Below are 19,049 nucleotides of genomic sequence, written 5' to 3'. Positions count from 1 at the left end.
AGAAGGAGCCATTCAAAAATACGCTCTGCAGGTCACACCCACAATTCTTGTTCTTGTTAATGGAACAGAGAAAGAACGACTGGAGGGAATTACACCAGGCCAGGTTCTTGAAGAAATACTAAAAAAATATATCTGGTTATAAGCGGGTGCCATACACCCGGCGGATTTTCCGCGCATATGCCTTCCATCCCTCTTTTCTCATCATCGATCCGTTTCGCAGTTTAATATGAGTTATGCGAGCACTCATACCATCAATATTTTCGATACTCCCAATTTCAAAATCACGTTCACCATCACAGCGAAGATAACATGGAATTGTGCGCATGCCATCATGAACAGAGATTTTTGCAACCACGGTGTCAATGACCCGTGTCCAGATAGCGGTAATATCCGGGGCCTGTGCACGGGACGGGCGACGTTGTCCCACCTCAATGCCACAGACCTCAACTGTATAGACTTCCTCTCCTACTTCAGCAACAAAAAAATCCCCAATAAAACATATATCCGATTCATTTAGTTCGATTGTCCCGACTTTTGAGCTATCTTCATCACTGATTATTGTCCGGACAACAAGTGGTTCCGGGGGAGAGGGGCGCGGCACATGATGGACATGGCTGCACACCTCACACTGAACCAGAAGGTCAGATGACTCCTTCAGGATACGGTGAGTTGTCTCTTCCCCACAGATGGGACAGAGTACTTCATACGTCATTGGCTATGTTATTGGCACTATACAGGGATTAACCTGAGCCTGAACGCAGGGAATAATTTGAATATGGCAGTCAAATAATATTCCTGTCAATGGATAAACGACAGTGTGAGAGACTGATCTGCAGTGGCCACCCGAATATCAGGGCGCTGCATCAGTCCACATTTGAAGTCACAAAAGATGAAAGCATCACACCCAGTGGAACATGCATCATTGGCGTGCATGCAAACAAAGGACTATGTGACCTGGATCCGGAATTCAGGAAATCACTCGCTTCAGATACTGCACTTCTGGTGACCACTCTCTCTGCGGGGACAGAGACATGTACAATTACTGCGCGGGGAAGCAACAGGCTGACACTCACTCATCCCACCGATCTTGTCTGGAGAAGAAGTTCATATATCGACAGCAGGACCATTGCAATTTACGCTGATTTCACAGCGAAAACACTTCCACGGGAACTTATTGCTGCAATTGCAGATGACGAAAAAATGACGGTAGATATGAAAATATTCACGATTCCTGAAGAAGAACGATCTTCAGCTCTGCAGATTCAAGCATTTTTTCACAGCTACATATAAGCTCCATCCCACGCTCATAGTGAACAAGCATCTCTTCAAGCGGGACAGCACCTGATTCAAGTGTTCGTATAAGATCTTTGAGTTCCTTCAGATTTTCTTCATATGTCCGTGTCATGCGTCACCTCATGGATACCAGCCCGTGCAAAACCGTCGCTAAAGCTGAGTGAAACCTCATCGTCAGGACACAGAGACCCTGCCGATGTGATGAGAATTCCATCTTTTTTGACAAGCACATAACCTCGCTGCACTGGGCCATACGGGTCAAGGCCTGTTAGTCGTGTTTTTTCTGCTGTAAGAATCATGCGTTTCCCCTCACATTCCCTGTTTACAAGCATTAGAATTCGCTCACTAATTTCATTAATATACTCCTGTTCACGGGAGATCTGCACCCTGAGTCTGTCAGGACGAAGCCTGAGGCGGAAATCCTCTATATCTGAGTGGAAGCGATGCAAATAACGTCCGGAACTCTCAGATGTGCGCTGTTTAAGTGTTAAGAGCTCCTGTTTCAGTTCTTTTTTGTCTGGAACAACAAGCTCCGCTGCTGCAGACGGGGTTGGTGCCCGGATGTCTGCGGCATAATCAATAAGTGTTGTATCAACTTCATGTCCAACAGCACTGACAACCGGCGTCCGGCAGGCACTAACAGCCCGGACCACCTCCGGATGATTAAATGAGAGGAGGTCCTCAAACGACCCCCCTCCCCGCCCGACAATGATAACATCGGCCTTCCCGTCAATAGCACGGATGGCGTCAGCAATTTCATGTTCGGACCCTGACCCCTGGACACTGCATGGAGACAAGAGAAGCGTCACGGGAAACCGGCGCGCGATCACCTGTTCAATATCCCGGCGTGCAGCACCATTCTCCGCCGTCACCACCCCAACAACCTGTGGATAGCAAGGCAGTGACTGTTTCTTTGACAGCGCAAAGTGCCCTTCTTCTTCCAGTACCTGTTTCCACTGGTTTACCAGCCGATAGATCTCACCGTGGCCCGTTTCCTCCATCTCTCTTGCGATAAATTTGTATTCACCGCCCGGTTCATAAAGATCCACAGACCCGTACACCCGTACACGCATTCCGTTTACCGGTGTAAATGTCAGTTCGCGCCCATAACTTTTCCACATTGCACAGCGGATCACCGAGGGGCGTGTACCCGGATCCTCAGAGAGTGAAAAATACCGGTGACCCGACCGGTGGTGAATATAGTTTGTAACCTCTCCTTCAACCCAGACATTTTTAATGCGGTTGTCATCAAGGAGTGATGCAATTACTGCTGTCAGGGAAGAAACGGAATATATACCGGAATCTCCGGGGCCCTCATCTCCCATTGGTCGCATGAACACTATTTTTATCGCATTCCCTTATGAATACCGTGTATCGGGTATACAGAGTAAAAGACTATTATGAGAGGGATGAAAGAGGAGAGTATGACAACGGTTGGCGCATCAACCATGTTTTTTCATGAATATCCAGTAGATATTATCTTTGACGCACTCACGGACGCCGGATGTGATGCCATGGAATTCTGGCTCGAAACCCCCTCTTTCTGGCTAAAAAACCTGCCCACAGATATTCTTCTGGATGCCATCCACACCCATCCTGCCATCCGTTCCGTCAGTGTTCATGCGCCGGTACTTGACCTGAATCCTTGTTCTGTGAACCCTGATGTGGCAGAGATTTCCATCCGGTGGGCCTGCCGGGCAATTAACATTGCCAAACAGATCGATGCCTGCGCGGTAACCATTCACCCGGGCAGAAGAACAGCAAAGCGCCCTGCATCCTTTGCTGACAAAGAACGTCTGGCACATTATCTTTCAGAAGTAAAAACCTGTGCGGCAGCTGCTGGTATAACTGTTGCACTTGAAAATATGGAGCAGAAGGTAAATTCCCTTCTTCCTGCACCACATGACTTCATCTCACTGTTAAAGAAAGAACGATGGCTCTCTTTTACGCTTGATACTGCACATACCTTCACCGGAGGTAACGGAGGGGCAGCGGAGTACATCGAACAGCTTTATAGCCGCATTGCAGTAGTTCATGTCAGTGCCTGTATTGATGGCAGAATGCACTGCAGGACAAAGGACAATGCTGACGTGGCACATGTACTCACTCTTCTTGCCGAATACGGATATGCAGGACCTCTCATACTTGAAATTGAGGATCTCACATTTCAGCCGGAATTGTCCCTCAGTAAAAAAATTGAGATTATGTCGGATGAAACTGCCTGGGTCAGAACATTTTTTGACTGAGCGCTGCTTTTATCTGGGAAAGAGTGCATAAATCAAAGAGTAACCCATATATGAATCAAATATTACCAGGACCGCCGGAGGCGGCATAGTGCAATGATTGAATACAATTTTGCACTGATTATTTTTGTTTTGTGTCTTATCCTCTCCGGGTTCTTCTCGGGGTCAGAAGTTGCATTGATCTCGATCAATCCTGCAAAGGTGCGAACCCTTGTTGAACAGAAAAAGATCGGATCTGAGGCACTTGAACACCTGAAAGCTGATCCTGATCGCCTGCTCATTACCATTCTCATCGGCAATAACCTGGTTAACATCGGCGCTGCTTCGATTGCGACAGCTGTTGCCATTGACATCTGGGGAGAGATTGGAATTGGTATTGCAACATTTGTAACAACCATTCTGATGCTGACCTTTGGGGAAATCATCCCCAAGACCTACGCGACCAGGTCTTCGGAAAAGGTAGCTCTCGCAGTCTCCCGTCCGATATTGTGGCTTTCATATCTCCTCCATCCGTTATTCTGGGTCATTGATATCGGAAAAAGTATCTTTTCACGTAACCGTGAAGTGAAACCAACGGTCACAGAAGACGAAATAAAACAGTGGATTGATGTTGGAGAAGAAGAAGGCACAATCGAAGAGGAAGAACATGAGATGCTCTACCGGGTATTTGCATTCTCAGATACGCGTGCCAGGGAGATCATGATGCCACGGGCAGATGTGGTGATGATAAACCGGAAAAGTTCTCTGGAAGATTCAATCAATATCTTTAATGAAACCGGATTTACCCGCATTCCTGTATATGAAGAACAGATTGACAACATCGTTGGCATATTAAACGTAAAGGACGTCTTCAGCGTCATATATTCACCCGGGCCAAATGCTGACATACCAGACCTGGTCTACGAAGCATATTTTGTTCCTGAATCCAAGGAAATTGATGATCTCCTGCGTGAAATGCAGAAGCGTAAGGTTCACCTTGCAATCGTTGTTGATGAATACGGAACATTTGCGGGCATTGTCACAGTAGAGGATATTCTTGAGGAACTTGTCGGTGAAATAATGGATGAATTTGATGAAGAAGAACCTGACATTCAGAAGATCAATGACTGGGTGTATCTCATTGATGCACGCGCATGGGTTGAACGTGTCAATGAAGACCTGAAAATTACACTCCCCACAAGTGAATCCTATGAAACAATTGGAGGTTTGATCATTGATCAGCTGGGCCAGATCCCCCATAAAGGTGAAGTTGTAACCATTTCTGAATCAGGTATTCGCCTGATGGTGATGAAGATGAATGATCGCCGTATCGAAAATATCAAACTCATATTCCCGATGGACAGAGGCACATACACGAATCGTTAATATAAAATTCTGCCAACATATGGGTATGAAACGCATTGCGGTGCTTGCATCAGGAAGAGGCTCCAATTTTCAGGCAATAATTGACAGGGTATGTGACGGGACAATCCCGGCAGAGTTTGCCTGCCTCATCACTGATAATCCATCTGCGTATGCGATAAAACGGGCGGAAAAACATGACATTTCCGTATCTGTCGTCAGTTTTTCTGATTATCCTGATCGTGAATCATATAATCAGGCACTTGAAAAAGCAATGCAGGAATCCGGGGCAGACCTCTTTGTACTTGCCGGTTACATGCGCTTGTTAAAACCTGAGACAGTACGTGGCTTTGCCGGAAAAATGATCAATATTCATCCTGCCCTTCTGCCAAGCTTTTCCGGCCTCCATGCCCAACAGCAGGCATTGGATTACGGCGTAAAAATAGCCGGATGCACCGTGCATTTTGTTGACGAAGGTATGGATACCGGACTAATTATTCTCCAGTATCCGGTGGTTGTGCTCAGTGATGATACTGAAGAATCTCTTGCAGCAAGAATTATGGAATTTGAACATCTGTCTCTTCCCCTGGCAGTGAAACTCTTCTGTGAAGACCGGCTTGAGGTATCCGGGAGAACAGTCATCATCCATGATCATCAGGATGAGTGAAATTCATCATCCCAGAAGACAAATTTAATAGAATAAATGGGTGGAAAGAAACGGCAGCAAAAATCAAGGCGACCGATTGCAAAGGAGCGTATTGAAATCCTCTTTTCAGAGGCCGAAAATGCCGCGCGCGATAATCAGGACCGGGCACGAGAATATATCATGCGGGCGCGCCGTATTGCAATGAGAGAACGGATTGCAGTTCCCCTGGTATGGAAAAGGAAATTTTGCCGAAAATGCTCATCATTTCTTATTCCCGGAATAAATGTACGAATTCGAATTCACCAGAGCAGAATCATCATAACCTGTCGGGTATGCGGCCATCAGTGGCGCTGCCCTGTTGGGAGGGGATATCATCGATAAAACAGCAGCATCGCAGTTAAAAGCGACTATATGGATTGGAAAAAGCGGAGTCACGGAACAGACATATGAAGAAATCAGGCGCCAGATCAAAGATCGTGGCATGGTAAAAATAAAGTGGCTCAGAAGTACAGAGGTGGACCCGGCAGGTATTGCAACTGCCTGTAAAGCAGAACTGGTGCAGACGCGGGGCCGCACTATGGTTCTTACCCGGCAAAGAAAAATATCCCGCTGACATACATCCTCGGAATATTTAAATCAATATCTTACCTATATGTAAAGACTGCTAATAGGCATACTAGAGAGTGGTAAACAGATGACAACCGTATATGATTTGCCTGCAGATGTTCTGATCAGTAAAACTGCTGATGAACTCAAGGCAATGGAGACAGTGGAAGCACCGGACTGGGCAGCATTTGCCAAGACAGGTGTCCACAAACAGGCAGCACCATTCGATGAAGACTGGTGGTACACCCGTGCGGCAGCAGTTCTGCGCCGTATCTACGTGGACGGACCGATTGGTGTAGAGAGACTGAGATCATTCTACGGCGGAAAGCAGAACCGTGGCTCAAACCCAGACAAGTTCAGGAAAGGATCCGGATCAGTAATCCGAAAAGTGGTCCAGCAGCTTGAGGGTGAGGGACTCATTGAGAACGCTGATAAAGGCCGCAAAATCACCGCAAAAGGGGAATCATTCCTTGACGGTGTTGCACACGGTCTCAAAGCAGATGCTGTAGAGCAGAACCCGGCACTTGCAAAATACTGATGAGGAAAAAGAGATGGGAGACGACGAGCTGAACGAACTCCGCCGGAGAAGAATGGAGGATCTCCAGCGCCAGCAGCAACAGCAGGGCGCAGTGGACGAGGAGATGGCACGCCAGCGACAACAGCAGGATGCACAGATCCACATGGTCCTCATGCAGATCCTGGAACCGGAGGCACGGGAGCGGTTGAACACCATCAAATTGACCCGTCCGGAATTTGCAAAATCTGTCGAGCAGCAACTGGTCATCCTCGCACAGAGTGGACGTCTTCGTGACAAGATCTCTGACGAGATGCTCAAAAGTCTTCTCGCACAGCTTACGCCGAAGAAGAAAGATTATAAGATTACCCGAAAATGAAGGCAGGAATTCTCTTCTCCGGAGGAAAAGACAGCTCTCTTGCGGCCCTCATGCTCTCCAGGGATTATGAGGTCGAACTGAATACTTTCGTCTTTGATGAAAGCAGGACAGTTCCGGAACTTGAGAGTGTGGCAGATGCCCTTGGATTTCCTTTTGTGAAAAGAGTATTTGAGCCGGATTTTCTGGACACGGTTGTCGAAATGATGGTATCAACGGGATATCCCAACGATGCCATCAACCTTGTGCACAGGAACGCCGTCAGGACTCTTGCAGAGTATTATGACGTTATAGGGGATGGAATACGGCTGAATGACCGTGTTCCAATGCTCAGCCTATCGGAGGTTCAGAGCCTTGAAGCGAGGCATGAGTGTTCCTATGTGCGTCCTCTGCTCGGATTCGGAAAGACTGAAGTGGACCGCCTGGCGAACAGGCATTTCACCATTTCCTATGGTGAAACAGGCTCCATCCACAACGGAGACTATGAACGCGAAATCCGGGCAGCATTCAACGCACGAGGTATCGATCCGTATACGATATTCCCAAACCGCCACCAGCAGTCCCTGGTGACCGGGTGGAAGGATAAAACGAAACTGGTGATAAACCATGAGTAAACCAACAAAAGGCCGAAAAATCCGGCTTGCAAAGGCATGTGAACAGAACCGCCGCGTTCCGGCATGGGTGATGGTAAGGACCAAGCGCAGTGTGGTCAGCCACCCCTGCCGCCGTAACTGGAGACGCAGTTCCTTGAAGGTGTAAGACAATGGCTAACATTCTCAATGAACAGATCTATATCATCCCCCTTAGGGATGTCAAGAAGGCTCCCCGATGGAGAAGGAGTCAGCGTGCAATGAAAGATATCCGTTCTTACCTCATGAAGCACATGAAGAGCGATGACGTGAAACTTGACCAGACAATCAATGAAAAAGTCTGGGAACGGGGATCAGAAAAGCCCCCTCGCAAGATTCGCATCCGTGCCATGAAATTTGAGGACGGACAGGTTCAGGCTGAACTTGCGGAAGAGTAAAACAATGACTGAAACGATCGATATCGCAGGCAACGAACATATCGGGGTATATTGCAGGGCATTTGACGATGTGGCTTTTGTTGCATCTGATGCTCCGGACCGGTTTATCCAGGTAGTTGGAGAAGAACTTTCAGTGCCGGTTGTAAAGACATATATACAGGGAAGTTCGATCATCGGGTCACTTCTTGTAGGGAACAACCACGGATTCATCGTAAGCGGCATGGCAACACCTGAAGAGATAGCAGTACTTCAGGAATACCGTGACGTTTTGAGACTTGAACGTGGCATGAACGCTGCCGGAAATATCATTCTCGCAAATGATGACCTTGCGATAGTTCACCCGGATATGCCAGAACGCTTTGCGGAGGAGATCGCAGAATTTCTTAACGTTCCGGTTCTCATGATGCCAATAGGTGGTGTACCTACAGTCGGAATGACTGCAGTTGCAACCACCCGTGGCATTCTTCTTCCTCCCAGAGCATCCCAACAGGAGATCGAGGCAATTGAAGAGTATACTGACTTACCCGTTGGTACAGGGACTATTAACATGGGAACCAATCTCATCGGAACAGGCCTGATTGCGAACAATTCCGGCTATGTGGCCGGAAGTGCAACAAGCGGCTACGAGCTTAGCAGAATTGAAGAAGTATTTGGATTTGTGGAGTGATGGTGATGACAGACAAAAATTTTGAGATCACCGGTAAATACCGGGAACGCAAAGTATGGAAACCATTTAACAAAGTAATTGTAGCACCAAACGAGAAAGTCGCTGAAGAGCGGGCATTCACAGTCATCGGCAGTAAACACCACCTGATGAGATGCTATATTAAAATTAACGCAATTACCCCGATGAATGGTGAATAATATGGAGAATGTTGACGCCCGCGAACTTCAGATGCTGGAACAGTATCTTGAACAGTTCACACAGCAGGTTGAAGCATACTCCCGGCAGCTTGAAATGCTGGAGAACCGAAGGATGGAGACTGCTACTGCAGTTGAAACCCTGAACAATCTGGCTGATCAGGAAGGACCGACAGTACTTCTCCAGATCGGTGGCGGCGCAAGCCTGAGAGTACACGTGCCTGATACGGATACTGTGCTCTTAAACATCGGTGCCGATGTGGTTGTTGAACGGACAAACACCGAAACAGTGGATTATCTTGAAGAGCGCATGACTGAAATGGAAGCGCTTGCCAAAAAAATTGCTGAGTCCATCGAGCAGGTCCAGAAGCAGGGTCGCGATGTTGCCAAAAGAATGGAATCGGCATATTCGCAGGCCCAGTCCCGGATGGATCCGGGGATTCAGGGCTGATATGGCATGTTTGATTCTCTGAAATCAAAACTGAGAGGGGTACGCAGTAGATTTTCCCGTGAATTCGAGGACTCTTTTGTTGAAGAAGTCTCAGGGGACAGAGAGATTCCATCTCCTGCCCCGGAAACCGCCTCTGAAGAGATCTCAACAGACAACCAATCATTGCGTACAGCTGAGTTTCCGGATGAAACTGAAACCGAACCCCCTTCAGAACCAAAGAAGGAAAAAATAGCCTTTTCTGCAAAAATTCGTTCTCTGGTCAAAGATCGGGAAGTCCACATATCTGAGAAAAAGATTGAAGGACCACTTCAGGAACTTGAATTAGTTCTGCTCGAAAATGATGTTGCACTTCAGACAGTGGATGCAATATCAGAACAGATGCGCAATGAACTGACCGGAAGCACAAAAAAAATAGGTTCATCCATTGACACCATGGTAATGGATGCCCTCAGAGGTGCCCTTCTGAATGTCCTTGGCGAAGGGTTCTCACTCACCACGTACATCAATACCCATGACCATCCGGTGAAAGTTCTCTTTACCGGTGTCAACGGTGCAGGAAAAACGACAACAATTGCGAAGGTGGCAGCCTATCTGAAAGCAGAGGGTTATTCAGTCGTAATTGGTTCAGGCGATACATTCAGAGCCGGTGCAAACGAACAGATGCAGACCCATGCAGACCGTGTCGGTGTCAAAGTCATCCGACACCAGGAAGGTGCAGACCCGTCTGCAGTCCTTTATGATGCTGTTGAATATGCAAAGGCACATGGCATCGATGTAGTGCTCGCAGACACTGCAGGACGATTCCATAACCGGGCAAACCTGATGAATCAGCTGGCTAAGATTCGCCGTGTCTTTAGCCCTGACATTGTGGCATATGTCGACGAAGCCGTTGCCGGTAATGACGCTGTCATCAGGGCAGAAGAGTTTAACAATGCTGTAGGAACAGATGTTGTTGTACTTACAAAAGCTGACATGGACACCAAGGGTGGTGCAGCGATCTCAATTGCGCACACCATCGGCCGACCGATCATGTTCCTTGGAACGGGGCAGGAATATACCGACATCATTCCATTCGAACCTAGAGCCGTGGTCAGCGACCTTCTCGGAGATGAATAACAATGCTGGACAGATTTGGTAGCGGTCTTAAGGATGCTGTAAAGAAACTTGCAGGGAAATCTGTCATCGACAAAGCAGCAGTCGATGAACTGGTCCGTGATCTGCAACGGGTGCTCATTCAGTCAGACATAAATGTGAAGCTCGTTATGGAGCTCACAACGACCATCAAAAAACGTTCTCTTGAAGAAGAGCCACCAAAGGGAATGGGAGCACGCGAACATGTACTGAGAATTGTATATGAAGAGCTTGTCAACCTGATGGGAGAAGAGGTTGATGTCAAACTTGAATCCCAGACCATTCTGATGGCCGGCCTTCAGGGAAGCGGAAAAACAACGACAACCGGCAAACTTGCACGTTTCTTCCAGAGAAAAGGGCTCCGTGTGGGGGTCATCTGTGCCGACGTATTCCGGCCCGGTGCATATGATCAACTCAGTACACTCTGCCAGAAGGTCAATGTGCCCTGCTATGGAGAACGTGGTGAAACGGATGCCATTGGCATCGTCACCCGCGGAATGAAAGAGCTGACCGGCACAGAAGTGCTTATCATCGATACCCAGGGCAGACATGCACTTGAGAATGAACTCATCGAGGAGATCATTGCACTTAACGAGCTGTCCCATGCCACACACCGCTGGCTTGTAATTGATGCTGCGCTCGGCCAGCAGGCACGGGAACAGGCGCGCAGGTTCCATGAAGCAATAGACATTGACGGCGTTATCATTACCAAAATGGATGGTACCGCAAAGGGAGGTGGTGCCCTTTCCGCTGTGGCAGAGACCAAATCAGGCATTGTGTTTGTCGGAAGCGGTGAGACGATAGAGGATCTTGAACGCTTTGACCCCGACGGCTTCATATCCCGCCTGCTTGGAATGGGAGATCTCAGGGCACTCATTGAGCGTGCCGAAGACGTGATATCTCCTGAAGATGTGGATGTCAATGCAATGCTCAAAGGGAAATTTACCCTTCGTGACATGTACAAGCAGCTGGAAGCCCTGAAAAAGATGGGGCCACTGAAGCAGGTAATGAATATGCTTCCACTGGGAAATGTCGACCTCCCCCAGGATGCCTTTGATGTAACGTCGGTGAAGATGGACCGCTTTAAGTATATCATGGACTCGATGACAGATGGAGAACTTGACAATCCTGGCGTGATCAGCGGTTCACGAATTCAGCGGATATCAACCGGGTCCGGCACCTCCCCTGAGGAAGTGCGCGAGTTAATCAAATATTACAAAACAATGCAGCGTACCCTGAAAACGATGCGCGGCGGGCAGGGTAAGTTCAACATGCAGCGCATGATGAAGAAATTCGGCGGGATGTAACAGTTATGAAACAGTTTATCGTCATCGGGCACCTCGCCCGGACAGACGGAGACTTTTCCCTCAACGATATGCCGGGTGGGGCAGGAAGAATCGATGTCCTGTGCAGGTGTGTAAATTCATCGTTTTTCCTCTCGCATGACCTCAGGCGCGATACGGAATGCTATCTGGTGTTATTGGGTGAACCGGATCCCCAAAAGACCATTCTATTCAGGGGAGATTCTCTCCGGTATCTCAGCCCGGACGAACGTAGTGCAGGATCACTCATCAAAAAGGCCCTTGCATTACCATGTGACGAAGAATTCCGTGAATCAACACCCGGAGTGTATGTTCGCAGGGGAGGTCTTGAAGAGCTCCTCACAGAATGCAGCCCGGTTCTTCTTGATGAAGGTGGCACAGATATCCGGGATATGCAGGAGCTTCCGTCAGCCTACCTCCTCTCAGACCATCAGAATTTCTCCGGGAGCGAGAGTGCAATTACACATCATCTGCCACGTGTCTCGGTCGGCCCGGCGGTTCTTCACGCCGACCATACCATCACTGTGGTTCTCAATGAAATGGACAGGAGGGAAAAATCATCGGAGTAATCAAAGAAACACGGGAAATACTTGCATATGGAATTATATGCAATCACTGCCTCGGAAGATTCTTTGGTAAACGTTCATTCGGACTTGCCAATGAAGAACGGGGCCGGGCATTACGTACGGCACTTGCACTTGAAGACAATCATCCCTACACAGAAGAGACAAAACCCTGCTGGATCTGCGGAAACATGTTTGATGAAACAGATGTGTGGGCAGGACGAATCGAAGAGAGTGTACGGGGCATTGAATTTTCAACACTGTTAGTCGGCTGCCGGGTACCCCCCATTATGGCAGAGAGCGAAGAGATGGTCTGGAGCGACCTCGGTCTGACATCTCCGGAAACACTGAAGGCACAGTTCAATCGTGAAGTGGGTAAGGCTTTCTCTGCCAGAAGCGGTTCAGAAGTTGATTTCAAGCGCCCGGATCTGGTTGCAGTCTGCAATCCTGCTGACAACACTGTGGAAATAGAGATCAACCCCATCTACATCTATGGAAGATACCGGAAATACGAACGGGGTATTCCACAGACCAGATGGCACTGCCGCGAATGCCACGGAGCTGGCTGTGAACGCTGCAACTTCACCGGGAAGATGTATCCGGATTCTGTTGAAGAACTCATTGGCCGGCCGGTCACTGAATGCTGCAGCGCTGAAGATGTGATTCTCCATGGTGCAGGCAGAGAGGATATTGATGCCCGTATGATCGGTACCGGAAGGCCGTTTATCATGGAAATAGTTCATCCGAATATACGCAGCATTCCCCTTTCTGTACTCGAAGAAACTATAAATTCCACTGCAGACGGCCGGGTGACTGTTGTGCTTGATCATATCAGTGACCGCCGCGAGGTGGAAAGGATTAAATCGGGAAAAGCGCATAAGAAATACAGCATTCTGGTAGAAGTAGACGGCGATTTCTCTGATGATGACGTCAGATTATCTCTGTCTGCCCTAAATGGGGCGTCAATATCGCAGCGCACTCCTCAGAGGGTAGCTCACCGAAGGGCTGACAAGGAGAGAAAGCGGGACGTCATTGATATCTGCCTGAGAGGCGTAGAGGACGGCCAATACAGAATTGAAGTTCTCGGAGACGCAGGCCTTTATATCAAAGAGCTCATCTCAGGCGATGAAGGGAGAACAATTCCGAGCCTCACTGAATGCATTGGGGCACCCGCAAAGGTAACAGCCCTCGACGTTATTATGGTCGAAGGTGTTGTTCCCGAAAAGGAAAACAAATTCAAGGAGGATTAGAGAAATGGCACATCACAACGGTCCACGAAAAAAGACTCGCGGTAAATTCAAGAAAGCGCTGAGGCGACGCGGTATGGCACCAGTAACCACCATCATCCAGTCATTTGATGAGGGAAGTAAAGTTCATATCGTAATTGATTCCAGTATTCAGAAAGGCATGCCTCACAGACGTTTCCATGGAAAGACAGGAACTGTTATCGGGAAACGTGGACGTGCATGGGTTCTTGAGATAAAAGACGGTAACAAAACAAAGACTGTCATCTCAAAACCACAACATCTAAAACCACAAAAACAATAATTTTCACAAGGACGGGATTGGCATGAATGTTAAAGGAATTGTCGATGAAGAGAGAATTACATTATCAGAAGTCAGGGAAACACTTCTCGCTGTAGAGGCATCCAGACTTGAATCCGGCAGTGAACTTCCGTACGAACTCCGCAGGAGTATCGAGCATGCCAACCAGTTAACGAAAACAAGTGCAGTAAACGCACGTTCACTTGTGGAGAAACTGTTGACACTCGAAAAGATTAAACCAGACATTGCATACCGCATTGCAAATCTTATGCCACGGACCAGAGATGAACTCCGGGCCATCTATGCAAAAGAACGGTTTACTCTTTCCGGTGAAGAACTTGATGAGATAATTGAACTGGTTATCACCCATTACTGAGGGAGACCCCATGCGTTCTGACAAGAAAGAAATCTATGCAGTTGTTATTGAGTATCTTCTCCATGGCAGGAGTGAGGCAGGTGGGAGGCAACAATATAAGCATGAACCAATTGTTCAGGCTGTTGGGAAAGACCAGTTCAAGCTTCTTGAACTTATTCCGAAAGTCGATACCATTTCAATTAATGATAAAGTCTACATCGGCGATAAGGAACGTAACAAAATCGAACGGGTGAAGCGTCGTATCGGGTATTCAGATCTTACCCAGACTGCAAAGGTTGAACTACCGTTTGCAATCGAGGGCATAGTCAAAGATGATGAGGAACGGTATGTTGCTTTCTACAATAATGCTGTCCCTATTTCAATCAAACTCCACATGCTTCACCTGCTACCTGGCATTGGAAAAAAACTGATGCAGGAGATTCTTACAGAACGACAAAAACGCCCGTTTACAAGTTTTTCTGACATCAGTGGACGTATCAAGACTATCCCCCACCCAGAACAGATGATCGTAAAGAGAGTGCTGGAAGAGATTCAGGATCCGGATATTAAATACCGGATCTTCACATCACAATGAAAGCACCTCACGATCAACATTTTTTAACTGACAAAAAGGCAATTGAGCGGATCGCCTCCGCAGCTGACGTTTCAGGGAAGCATGTGCTGGAAATTGGTCCGGGAGAAGGGCCACTTACCCGTGCACTTCTGGATCATGGTGCCATCGTTACTGCAATTGAACTTGACCCGGATTTAATTGAATACCTGAACAACCGTTTTCACCGTGAAATACGTGCTGGCGACCTTACACTTATTCACGGAAATGCAGTGAAATGTGTTTATCCGCCATTTGACATATCGGTTTCAAACCTTCCGTATTCTGCATCTTCAAAGATTACATTCAGGCTTCTTGAGGCAGGATTTGAGGAGGCCATACTGATGTATCAGAAGGAATTCGGACAGCGGATGATTGCCCCACCGGGGACTCCCGGCGTTGGCAGACTGTCTATTATGGTGCAGACCTATGCAAAGGCAAAACCAATAATGCAGCTTTCAGCACGGGCATTTTCTCCTCCGCCTGCTGTGCAGTCCTGGGTCATGCGCATCATCCCGAGAGAACCACCGCACCCAATTAATGACCATCAGTTTTACGCCCTTGTTGTACGTGAACTCTTTTCTTACCGCAGAAAGACAATACGTAAAGCCCTGCGGATATCAGCGGGCATTATCGGAAAAGAATGTGTGGCAGCAATCGAAGAGAACATTCCGGAAGAGATTCTCAAAAAAAGACCAGAAGAACTCCTGCTGAGTGACTTTGCAAAAATTGCAAATGCGGGATATTCGGGAAAACCAGAATAATCACTTTTTGGCGTGCTACAAGCACCCATTTCTACCTTGTAGAAATACTCTGAGAGAACTGAGCCCGGAACAGAGAACAATATGATCTACAACTGGCGTTACCTTCTCTACCAATAGAGATTATTTTTCGGGGTGATATGTGGGCCACCCGGACATGCCGTTTGTTCACCCCTGCAGGCCGCGGATTGCAACACTCTTCATTTGGGGCAAAAATCCCTTCATCGGGTTAAGCAACGCATAAATAACCCCCCAATGGCCCTGCGTCCGGGAAAAAAACGTCCACACAGAAGCCCGGAGCGGGCCGATCTCAACCGAAGACAACCGGTAAGATCCTCTCAAAATTTGCGCCAATAGCGACCCCTCAGTAGTCCGCAATCAACAGCCAGTTTAGCAAATAAAAGGCATTACAACCGTCATTTTCCGGCAGTAAAAATGAGCAGAAAATATGCCCATTTTACCCCCCAATTCCCCCGTACAGGATCAAAGAGGGCAACCAAAGGGTGACGACAGGGATGAGGCAGGCACTCCCGTTTCACCAGACAGGAAACTGGCACTAAAATCCTGTCCGTATGCCTACCCAATGTGTTACTCCATACAATAATGGAATGGAGCACCTCCTCATGGTTAACGGTCAACAGAACATCCGGGGAAAGAACCCTTATCGGGTAACATACAATGTATATGAAGAGAACGCAGGAATGAACTCAAAAGCACCTGAATATCACGAACAGGTATATCAGCCGGAGACTGATACCTATCTGCTCCTTTCATCGGTCAAAAATGAAATCCGAAACGGCGACACTGTTCTGGAAGTGGGAACCGGAAGCGGTGTCATCGCACAGGCATGCAGCGAGCGTGCCAGATGTGTTGCAACCGATGTAAACCCCCACGCGTGCAGGATGGCCCATGAGATGGGTGTGGAAGCCGTCCGTACTGACCTCTATGCCGGACTGAATGGACCGTTTGACCTGATAGTATTCAACCCGCCCTATCTTCCGACAGCAGAGAACGAACGGATAGACGACTGGCTGGAGTATGCACTTGACGGAGGCCCGGACGGCAGGGCAGTCATCCGTCGGTTTGCATCCGGACTGCAGCGTATCCTTCAACCATATGGACGCGTGCTTCTTTTGGTTTCATCCCTGACTGGCATTCAGGAGACACGTGAACTCTTTGCAGAGCAGGGATTTCTGTCATGTATTGTCGGTGAGGAGACAACAGAAGGGGAGCGTCTGGTGGTCTTCCGCATAACCCATGACCTCTGCAGTCTTAGAGACTGAAGCAACAAAAAAGGAGAGATGAGATACAAATTCCCTCAGGGATGGAAATGTTATCTCAGGTCCGGTGAAACATGCGGTCAAGTTCCTTGTGCGAATATGAGAGAATGACCGGACGTCCATGCGGACAGGTGTAAGGTTCACTGGTGTGGGACAACTGAAGAACCAGACGTTCCATCTGTTCCTGTGTCAGGGGACTGCCTGCCTTAATTGCTCCCCGGCATGCAATGGTCGCGGTGATGCGGTCAGATTTTTCATCAGCTGTTTTCCGGCTTTCTATTACCAGGTCAGAGACAATGTCATGGATCATCTCCGTTCCCAGACGTTTGCCGAGAACCATCGGTACTGCCCTCACTACAAACGCATCGGGCCCGAATTCATCAACAATAAAACCCAGGTCCAGCAGTATATCAACATTTGCTGAAAGTGCCAGTTTTTCTGCAGCATTCAGCTCAACAACAAGCGGCACCAACAGTTCCTGCCTCTGGATACCGCTATCCCTCCGCCTGCACAACTGGTCGTAGAGTATGCGCTCATGGGCGGCATGCTGGTCGATGATCAACAGTTCATCATTGTCACGCGATGCAGCCAGAATGTAGCCATCAGCCACCTGACCGATAATCCGCATCGATGGCAGGAGATTCACTCCGGTGTCACCGTCCATATTACTCGTGAGGCGAAGCTGTTTATCTGTCGCCGCATACCTGATGTGAAGCTTCTCCGGCTGAGTATTCCGGGAAGAGTTTCCAATGATATCGGGAATCGCCTCTGACACCACCCCCTGACGGTATTCGGGGAGATGATGATATGCAGGTGCCCGGCTGCCTGTTGAAGGGACAGGCGTATCGCCATGAGTCAGGTCGGTTGTCTGAAGCGTATCTCTGATAGCGTCGGATATATCACTGATGATCTCCTTTTTCCGGCCCAGTTGGATTTTCTGGTTGCCTGTTGAAGGGACAGGTGTGTCACCATGAGTCAGGTCAGTTGTCTGAAGCGTACCCCTGATGGCGTCTGATATATCACTGATGATCTCCTTTTTCCGGCCCGGTTGGATTTCCCGGCTGCCTGTTGAGGCTGCAGGTGTATTACCATGGATCAAATCAGTTGTCTGAAGCGTATCCCTGATGACGTCGGATATACCACTGATGATCTCTTTTTCCCGGCTCAGGTGAATTTCCCGTTTTGCAGGGTGAACATTCACATCAACGAGCGACGTGTCGATTTTGATACTCAGATACGCCACGGGAAACCTGCCTTTTGGAATGAGGGTGCCATATCCTTTACGAATGGCCCTGACAATCTGTGGTGATGTGACGGGACGTCCATTCACACAGAGATGTATCTCCCCGGCATTCGGGCGACAGGCCTCCGGGCGTACAATGGCGCCATCCACCCTCATCACCGGGGTTCCTGCACTGAGAGGTATTATATGCCGGGAGATCTCAGTTCCAAATACCTGTGCAATGGTCTGCAGCATCGTTGTCGTGCGCTGGGTTCTGAGTTTCTCTTTCCCGTTTACTCTCAGACGAAATGCAGATTCAGGATGTGCAAAGGCTTCTGCTTCAACCGCACGATAAATATGAAGCAGTTCAGTCTCCTTTGACTTTAGGAATTTCCGGCGGGCAGGAGTGTTGAAGAAAATATTGTCGACCAGTATTGTTGTGCCCTGTGGTGCGGACACCTCTGAAACAGAGAGTATCTCCCCGCCTTCAATGATAATTTCTGTGCCCGCATCATTGTCCTCTGCCCTCGTTGTCAGAGTAATCCGTGATACGGCAGCAATACTTGCAAGTGCCTCACCCCGAAAACCCATCGTATGTATTCTGGAGAGATCGTCCGGACTGTGAATCTTACTGGTCGCATGGCGGACAAAAGACATCCGTGCATCAGACGCCTGCATACCACACCCGGTATCAGACACCTGAACCGAGCTGATATGCTGCGTGCCGACGGTGATGTCCACCTTTATCATATCTGCACCGGCATCCACCGCATTCTCCACCAGTTCTTTCACCACAGATGCAGGCCGTTCAATCACTTCACCGGCAGCGATCGTGTTAACGGTCTCATCGTCTAACAGGCGGATAACTCCCGTGTCTCTCTTTTCAGGCATCAGCACAAACC

27 protein-coding genes are annotated in these 19,049 nt (G+C 48.4%); 23 read left to right on the top strand and 4 right to left on the bottom strand.

Annotated features, from left to right (window positions below; translation table 11 throughout):
* Window positions 1-136 precede the first annotated feature (136 nt).
* The gene (locus MKMG_RS02445; RefSeq protein ID WP_165075117.1) at window positions 137-712 is read right to left on the bottom strand and encodes an HVO_0476 family zinc finger protein; all 576 of its coding nucleotides are present in this window, start codon (window positions 710-712) and stop codon (window positions 137-139) included.
* An 89-nt stretch (window positions 713-801) separates the two neighbouring features.
* On the opposite strand from MKMG_RS02445, the gene MKMG_RS02440 reads away from it, so the two are divergent.
* Window positions 802-1,290: a DUF371 domain-containing protein gene (locus tag MKMG_RS02440; RefSeq protein WP_165075114.1), complete on the top strand. Its 489-nt coding sequence runs from the start codon at window positions 802-804 to the stop codon at window positions 1,288-1,290.
* Here the strand turns inward: MKMG_RS02440 and xseB are convergent.
* Window positions 1,223-1,405 carry an exodeoxyribonuclease VII small subunit gene (gene xseB / locus MKMG_RS02435; protein ID WP_165075111.1) on the bottom strand — a complete coding sequence of 61 codons (183 nt, stop codon included), beginning with the start codon at window positions 1,403-1,405 and terminating at the stop codon, window positions 1,223-1,225. The two genes, MKMG_RS02440 and xseB, sit on opposite strands and share 68 nt — an antisense overlap.
* Window positions 1,389-2,627 carry an exodeoxyribonuclease VII large subunit gene (gene xseA / locus MKMG_RS02430; RefSeq protein ID WP_165075108.1) on the bottom strand — a complete coding sequence of 413 codons (1,239 nt, stop codon included), beginning with the start codon at window positions 2,625-2,627 and terminating at the stop codon, window positions 1,389-1,391. Before xseA ends, xseB begins: the two co-directional genes overlap by 17 nt.
* A gap of 90 nt (window positions 2,628-2,717) precedes the next feature.
* Between xseA and MKMG_RS02425 the strand changes: the two genes are divergently transcribed.
* From MKMG_RS02425 to MKMG_RS02320, 22 genes are all read left to right on the top strand, one after another.
* Window positions 2,718-3,539: a sugar phosphate isomerase/epimerase gene (locus MKMG_RS02425; RefSeq protein WP_165075105.1), complete on the top strand. Its 822-nt coding sequence runs from the start codon at window positions 2,718-2,720 to the stop codon at window positions 3,537-3,539.
* Window positions 3,540-3,632: 93 nt separating this feature from the next.
* Window positions 3,633-4,901, top strand: coding sequence for a hemolysin family protein (locus MKMG_RS02420; RefSeq protein ID WP_165075102.1), 1,269 nt, complete (start codon window positions 3,633-3,635; stop codon window positions 4,899-4,901).
* Window positions 4,902-4,926: 25 nt separating this feature from the next.
* Entirely contained in the window at window positions 4,927-5,544 is a 618-nt protein-coding gene (gene purN, locus MKMG_RS02415) for a phosphoribosylglycinamide formyltransferase (protein WP_165075136.1), read from the top strand.
* Window positions 5,545-5,580: 36 nt separating this feature from the next.
* Complete coding sequence (locus MKMG_RS11740) at window positions 5,581-5,904, top strand: ribonuclease P protein component 4 (RefSeq protein WP_165075099.1); 324 nt, start codon at window positions 5,581-5,583, stop codon at window positions 5,902-5,904.
* Window positions 5,882-6,136, top strand: coding sequence for a YhbY family RNA-binding protein (locus MKMG_RS02405; RefSeq protein WP_254059057.1), 255 nt, complete (start codon window positions 5,882-5,884; stop codon window positions 6,134-6,136). The genes MKMG_RS11740 and MKMG_RS02405 overlap by 23 nt, the downstream gene beginning before the upstream one ends.
* 81 nt (window positions 6,137-6,217) lie before the next feature.
* Window positions 6,218-6,667 (top strand): 30S ribosomal protein S19e, encoded by a 450-nt coding sequence (locus MKMG_RS02400; RefSeq protein ID WP_165075096.1) that lies wholly within the window; start codon window positions 6,218-6,220, stop codon window positions 6,665-6,667.
* 13 nt (window positions 6,668-6,680) lie between these two features.
* Window positions 6,681-7,022, top strand: coding sequence for a DNA-binding protein (locus tag MKMG_RS02395; RefSeq protein WP_165075093.1), 342 nt, complete (start codon window positions 6,681-6,683; stop codon window positions 7,020-7,022).
* Window positions 7,019-7,633 (top strand): alpha hydrolase, encoded by a 615-nt coding sequence (locus MKMG_RS02390; RefSeq protein WP_165075090.1) that lies wholly within the window; start codon window positions 7,019-7,021, stop codon window positions 7,631-7,633. The genes MKMG_RS02395 and MKMG_RS02390 overlap by 4 nt, the downstream gene beginning before the upstream one ends.
* The gene (locus tag MKMG_RS02385) at window positions 7,626-7,778 is read left to right on the top strand and encodes a 50S ribosomal protein L39e (protein WP_165075087.1); all 153 of its coding nucleotides are present in this window, start codon (window positions 7,626-7,628) and stop codon (window positions 7,776-7,778) included. Before MKMG_RS02390 ends, MKMG_RS02385 begins: the two co-directional genes overlap by 8 nt.
* 4 nt (window positions 7,779-7,782) lie before the next feature.
* Window positions 7,783-8,046, top strand: coding sequence for a 50S ribosomal protein L31e (locus tag MKMG_RS02380; protein WP_165075085.1), 264 nt, complete (start codon window positions 7,783-7,785; stop codon window positions 8,044-8,046).
* Between the two features lie 4 nt (window positions 8,047-8,050).
* Complete coding sequence (locus tag MKMG_RS02375) at window positions 8,051-8,713, top strand: translation initiation factor IF-6 (RefSeq protein ID WP_165075082.1); 663 nt, start codon at window positions 8,051-8,053, stop codon at window positions 8,711-8,713.
* A gap of 5 nt (window positions 8,714-8,718) precedes the next feature.
* Complete coding sequence (gene rpl18a, locus MKMG_RS02370) at window positions 8,719-8,910, top strand: 50S ribosomal protein L18Ae (protein WP_165075079.1); 192 nt, start codon at window positions 8,719-8,721, stop codon at window positions 8,908-8,910.
* A 1-nt stretch (window position 8,911) separates the two neighbouring features.
* Entirely contained in the window at window positions 8,912-9,358 is a 447-nt protein-coding gene (gene pfdA / locus MKMG_RS02365) for a prefoldin subunit alpha (protein ID WP_165075077.1), read from the top strand.
* A 6-nt stretch (window positions 9,359-9,364) separates the two neighbouring features.
* Entirely contained in the window at window positions 9,365-10,474 is a 1,110-nt protein-coding gene (gene ftsY, locus MKMG_RS02360) for a signal recognition particle-docking protein FtsY (protein WP_165075074.1), read from the top strand.
* 2 nt (window positions 10,475-10,476) lie between these two features.
* A complete protein-coding gene (locus MKMG_RS02355; RefSeq protein ID WP_165075070.1) occupies window positions 10,477-11,796 on the top strand; it encodes a signal recognition particle protein Srp54 in 1,320 nt (439 codons plus the stop codon).
* A gap of 5 nt (window positions 11,797-11,801) precedes the next feature.
* Window positions 11,802-12,380, top strand: a complete 579-nt coding sequence (gene trmY, locus MKMG_RS02350) for a tRNA (pseudouridine(54)-N(1))-methyltransferase TrmY (protein ID WP_165075067.1) — start codon at window positions 11,802-11,804, stop codon at window positions 12,378-12,380.
* Window positions 12,371-13,624, top strand: a complete 1,254-nt coding sequence (locus MKMG_RS02345; RefSeq protein WP_165075130.1) for a tRNA pseudouridine(54/55) synthase Pus10 — start codon at window positions 12,371-12,373, stop codon at window positions 13,622-13,624. The genes trmY and MKMG_RS02345 overlap by 10 nt, the downstream gene beginning before the upstream one ends.
* A 4-nt stretch (window positions 13,625-13,628) precedes the next feature.
* A complete protein-coding gene (locus MKMG_RS02340; protein WP_165075064.1) occupies window positions 13,629-13,922 on the top strand; it encodes a 50S ribosomal protein L21e in 294 nt (97 codons plus the stop codon).
* A 22-nt stretch (window positions 13,923-13,944) separates the two neighbouring features.
* Entirely contained in the window at window positions 13,945-14,295 is a 351-nt protein-coding gene (locus tag MKMG_RS02335; RefSeq protein ID WP_165075061.1) for an RNA polymerase Rpb4 family protein, read from the top strand.
* Window positions 14,296-14,305: 10 nt separating this feature from the next.
* Window positions 14,306-14,869, top strand: coding sequence for a DUF655 domain-containing protein (locus tag MKMG_RS02330; RefSeq protein ID WP_165075058.1), 564 nt, complete (start codon window positions 14,306-14,308; stop codon window positions 14,867-14,869).
* A complete protein-coding gene (gene rsmA, locus MKMG_RS02325; protein ID WP_165075055.1) occupies window positions 14,866-15,648 on the top strand; it encodes a 16S rRNA (adenine(1518)-N(6)/adenine(1519)-N(6))-dimethyltransferase RsmA in 783 nt (260 codons plus the stop codon). The genes MKMG_RS02330 and rsmA overlap by 4 nt, the downstream gene beginning before the upstream one ends.
* A gap of 620 nt (window positions 15,649-16,268) precedes the next feature.
* Window positions 16,269-16,928: a HemK2/MTQ2 family protein methyltransferase gene (locus tag MKMG_RS02320; RefSeq protein WP_371415192.1), complete on the top strand. Its 660-nt coding sequence runs from the start codon at window positions 16,269-16,271 to the stop codon at window positions 16,926-16,928.
* A 55-nt stretch (window positions 16,929-16,983) separates the two neighbouring features.
* Here MKMG_RS02320 and mutL read toward each other — a convergent pair whose 3' ends face one another.
* Entirely contained in the window at window positions 16,984-19,038 is a 2,055-nt protein-coding gene (gene mutL / locus MKMG_RS02315; RefSeq protein ID WP_165075052.1) for a DNA mismatch repair endonuclease MutL, read from the bottom strand.
* Window positions 19,039-19,049 lie beyond the last annotated feature (11 nt).

Origin of the sequence: Methanogenium sp. MK-MG (assembly GCF_009914725.1) — an archaeon.
Classification (GTDB): Archaea; Halobacteriota; Methanomicrobia; order Methanomicrobiales; family Methanomicrobiaceae; genus Methanogenium.
Note: the sequence above shows the minus strand (reverse complement) of the source record. Positions and strands in the feature narration are given on the sequence as shown.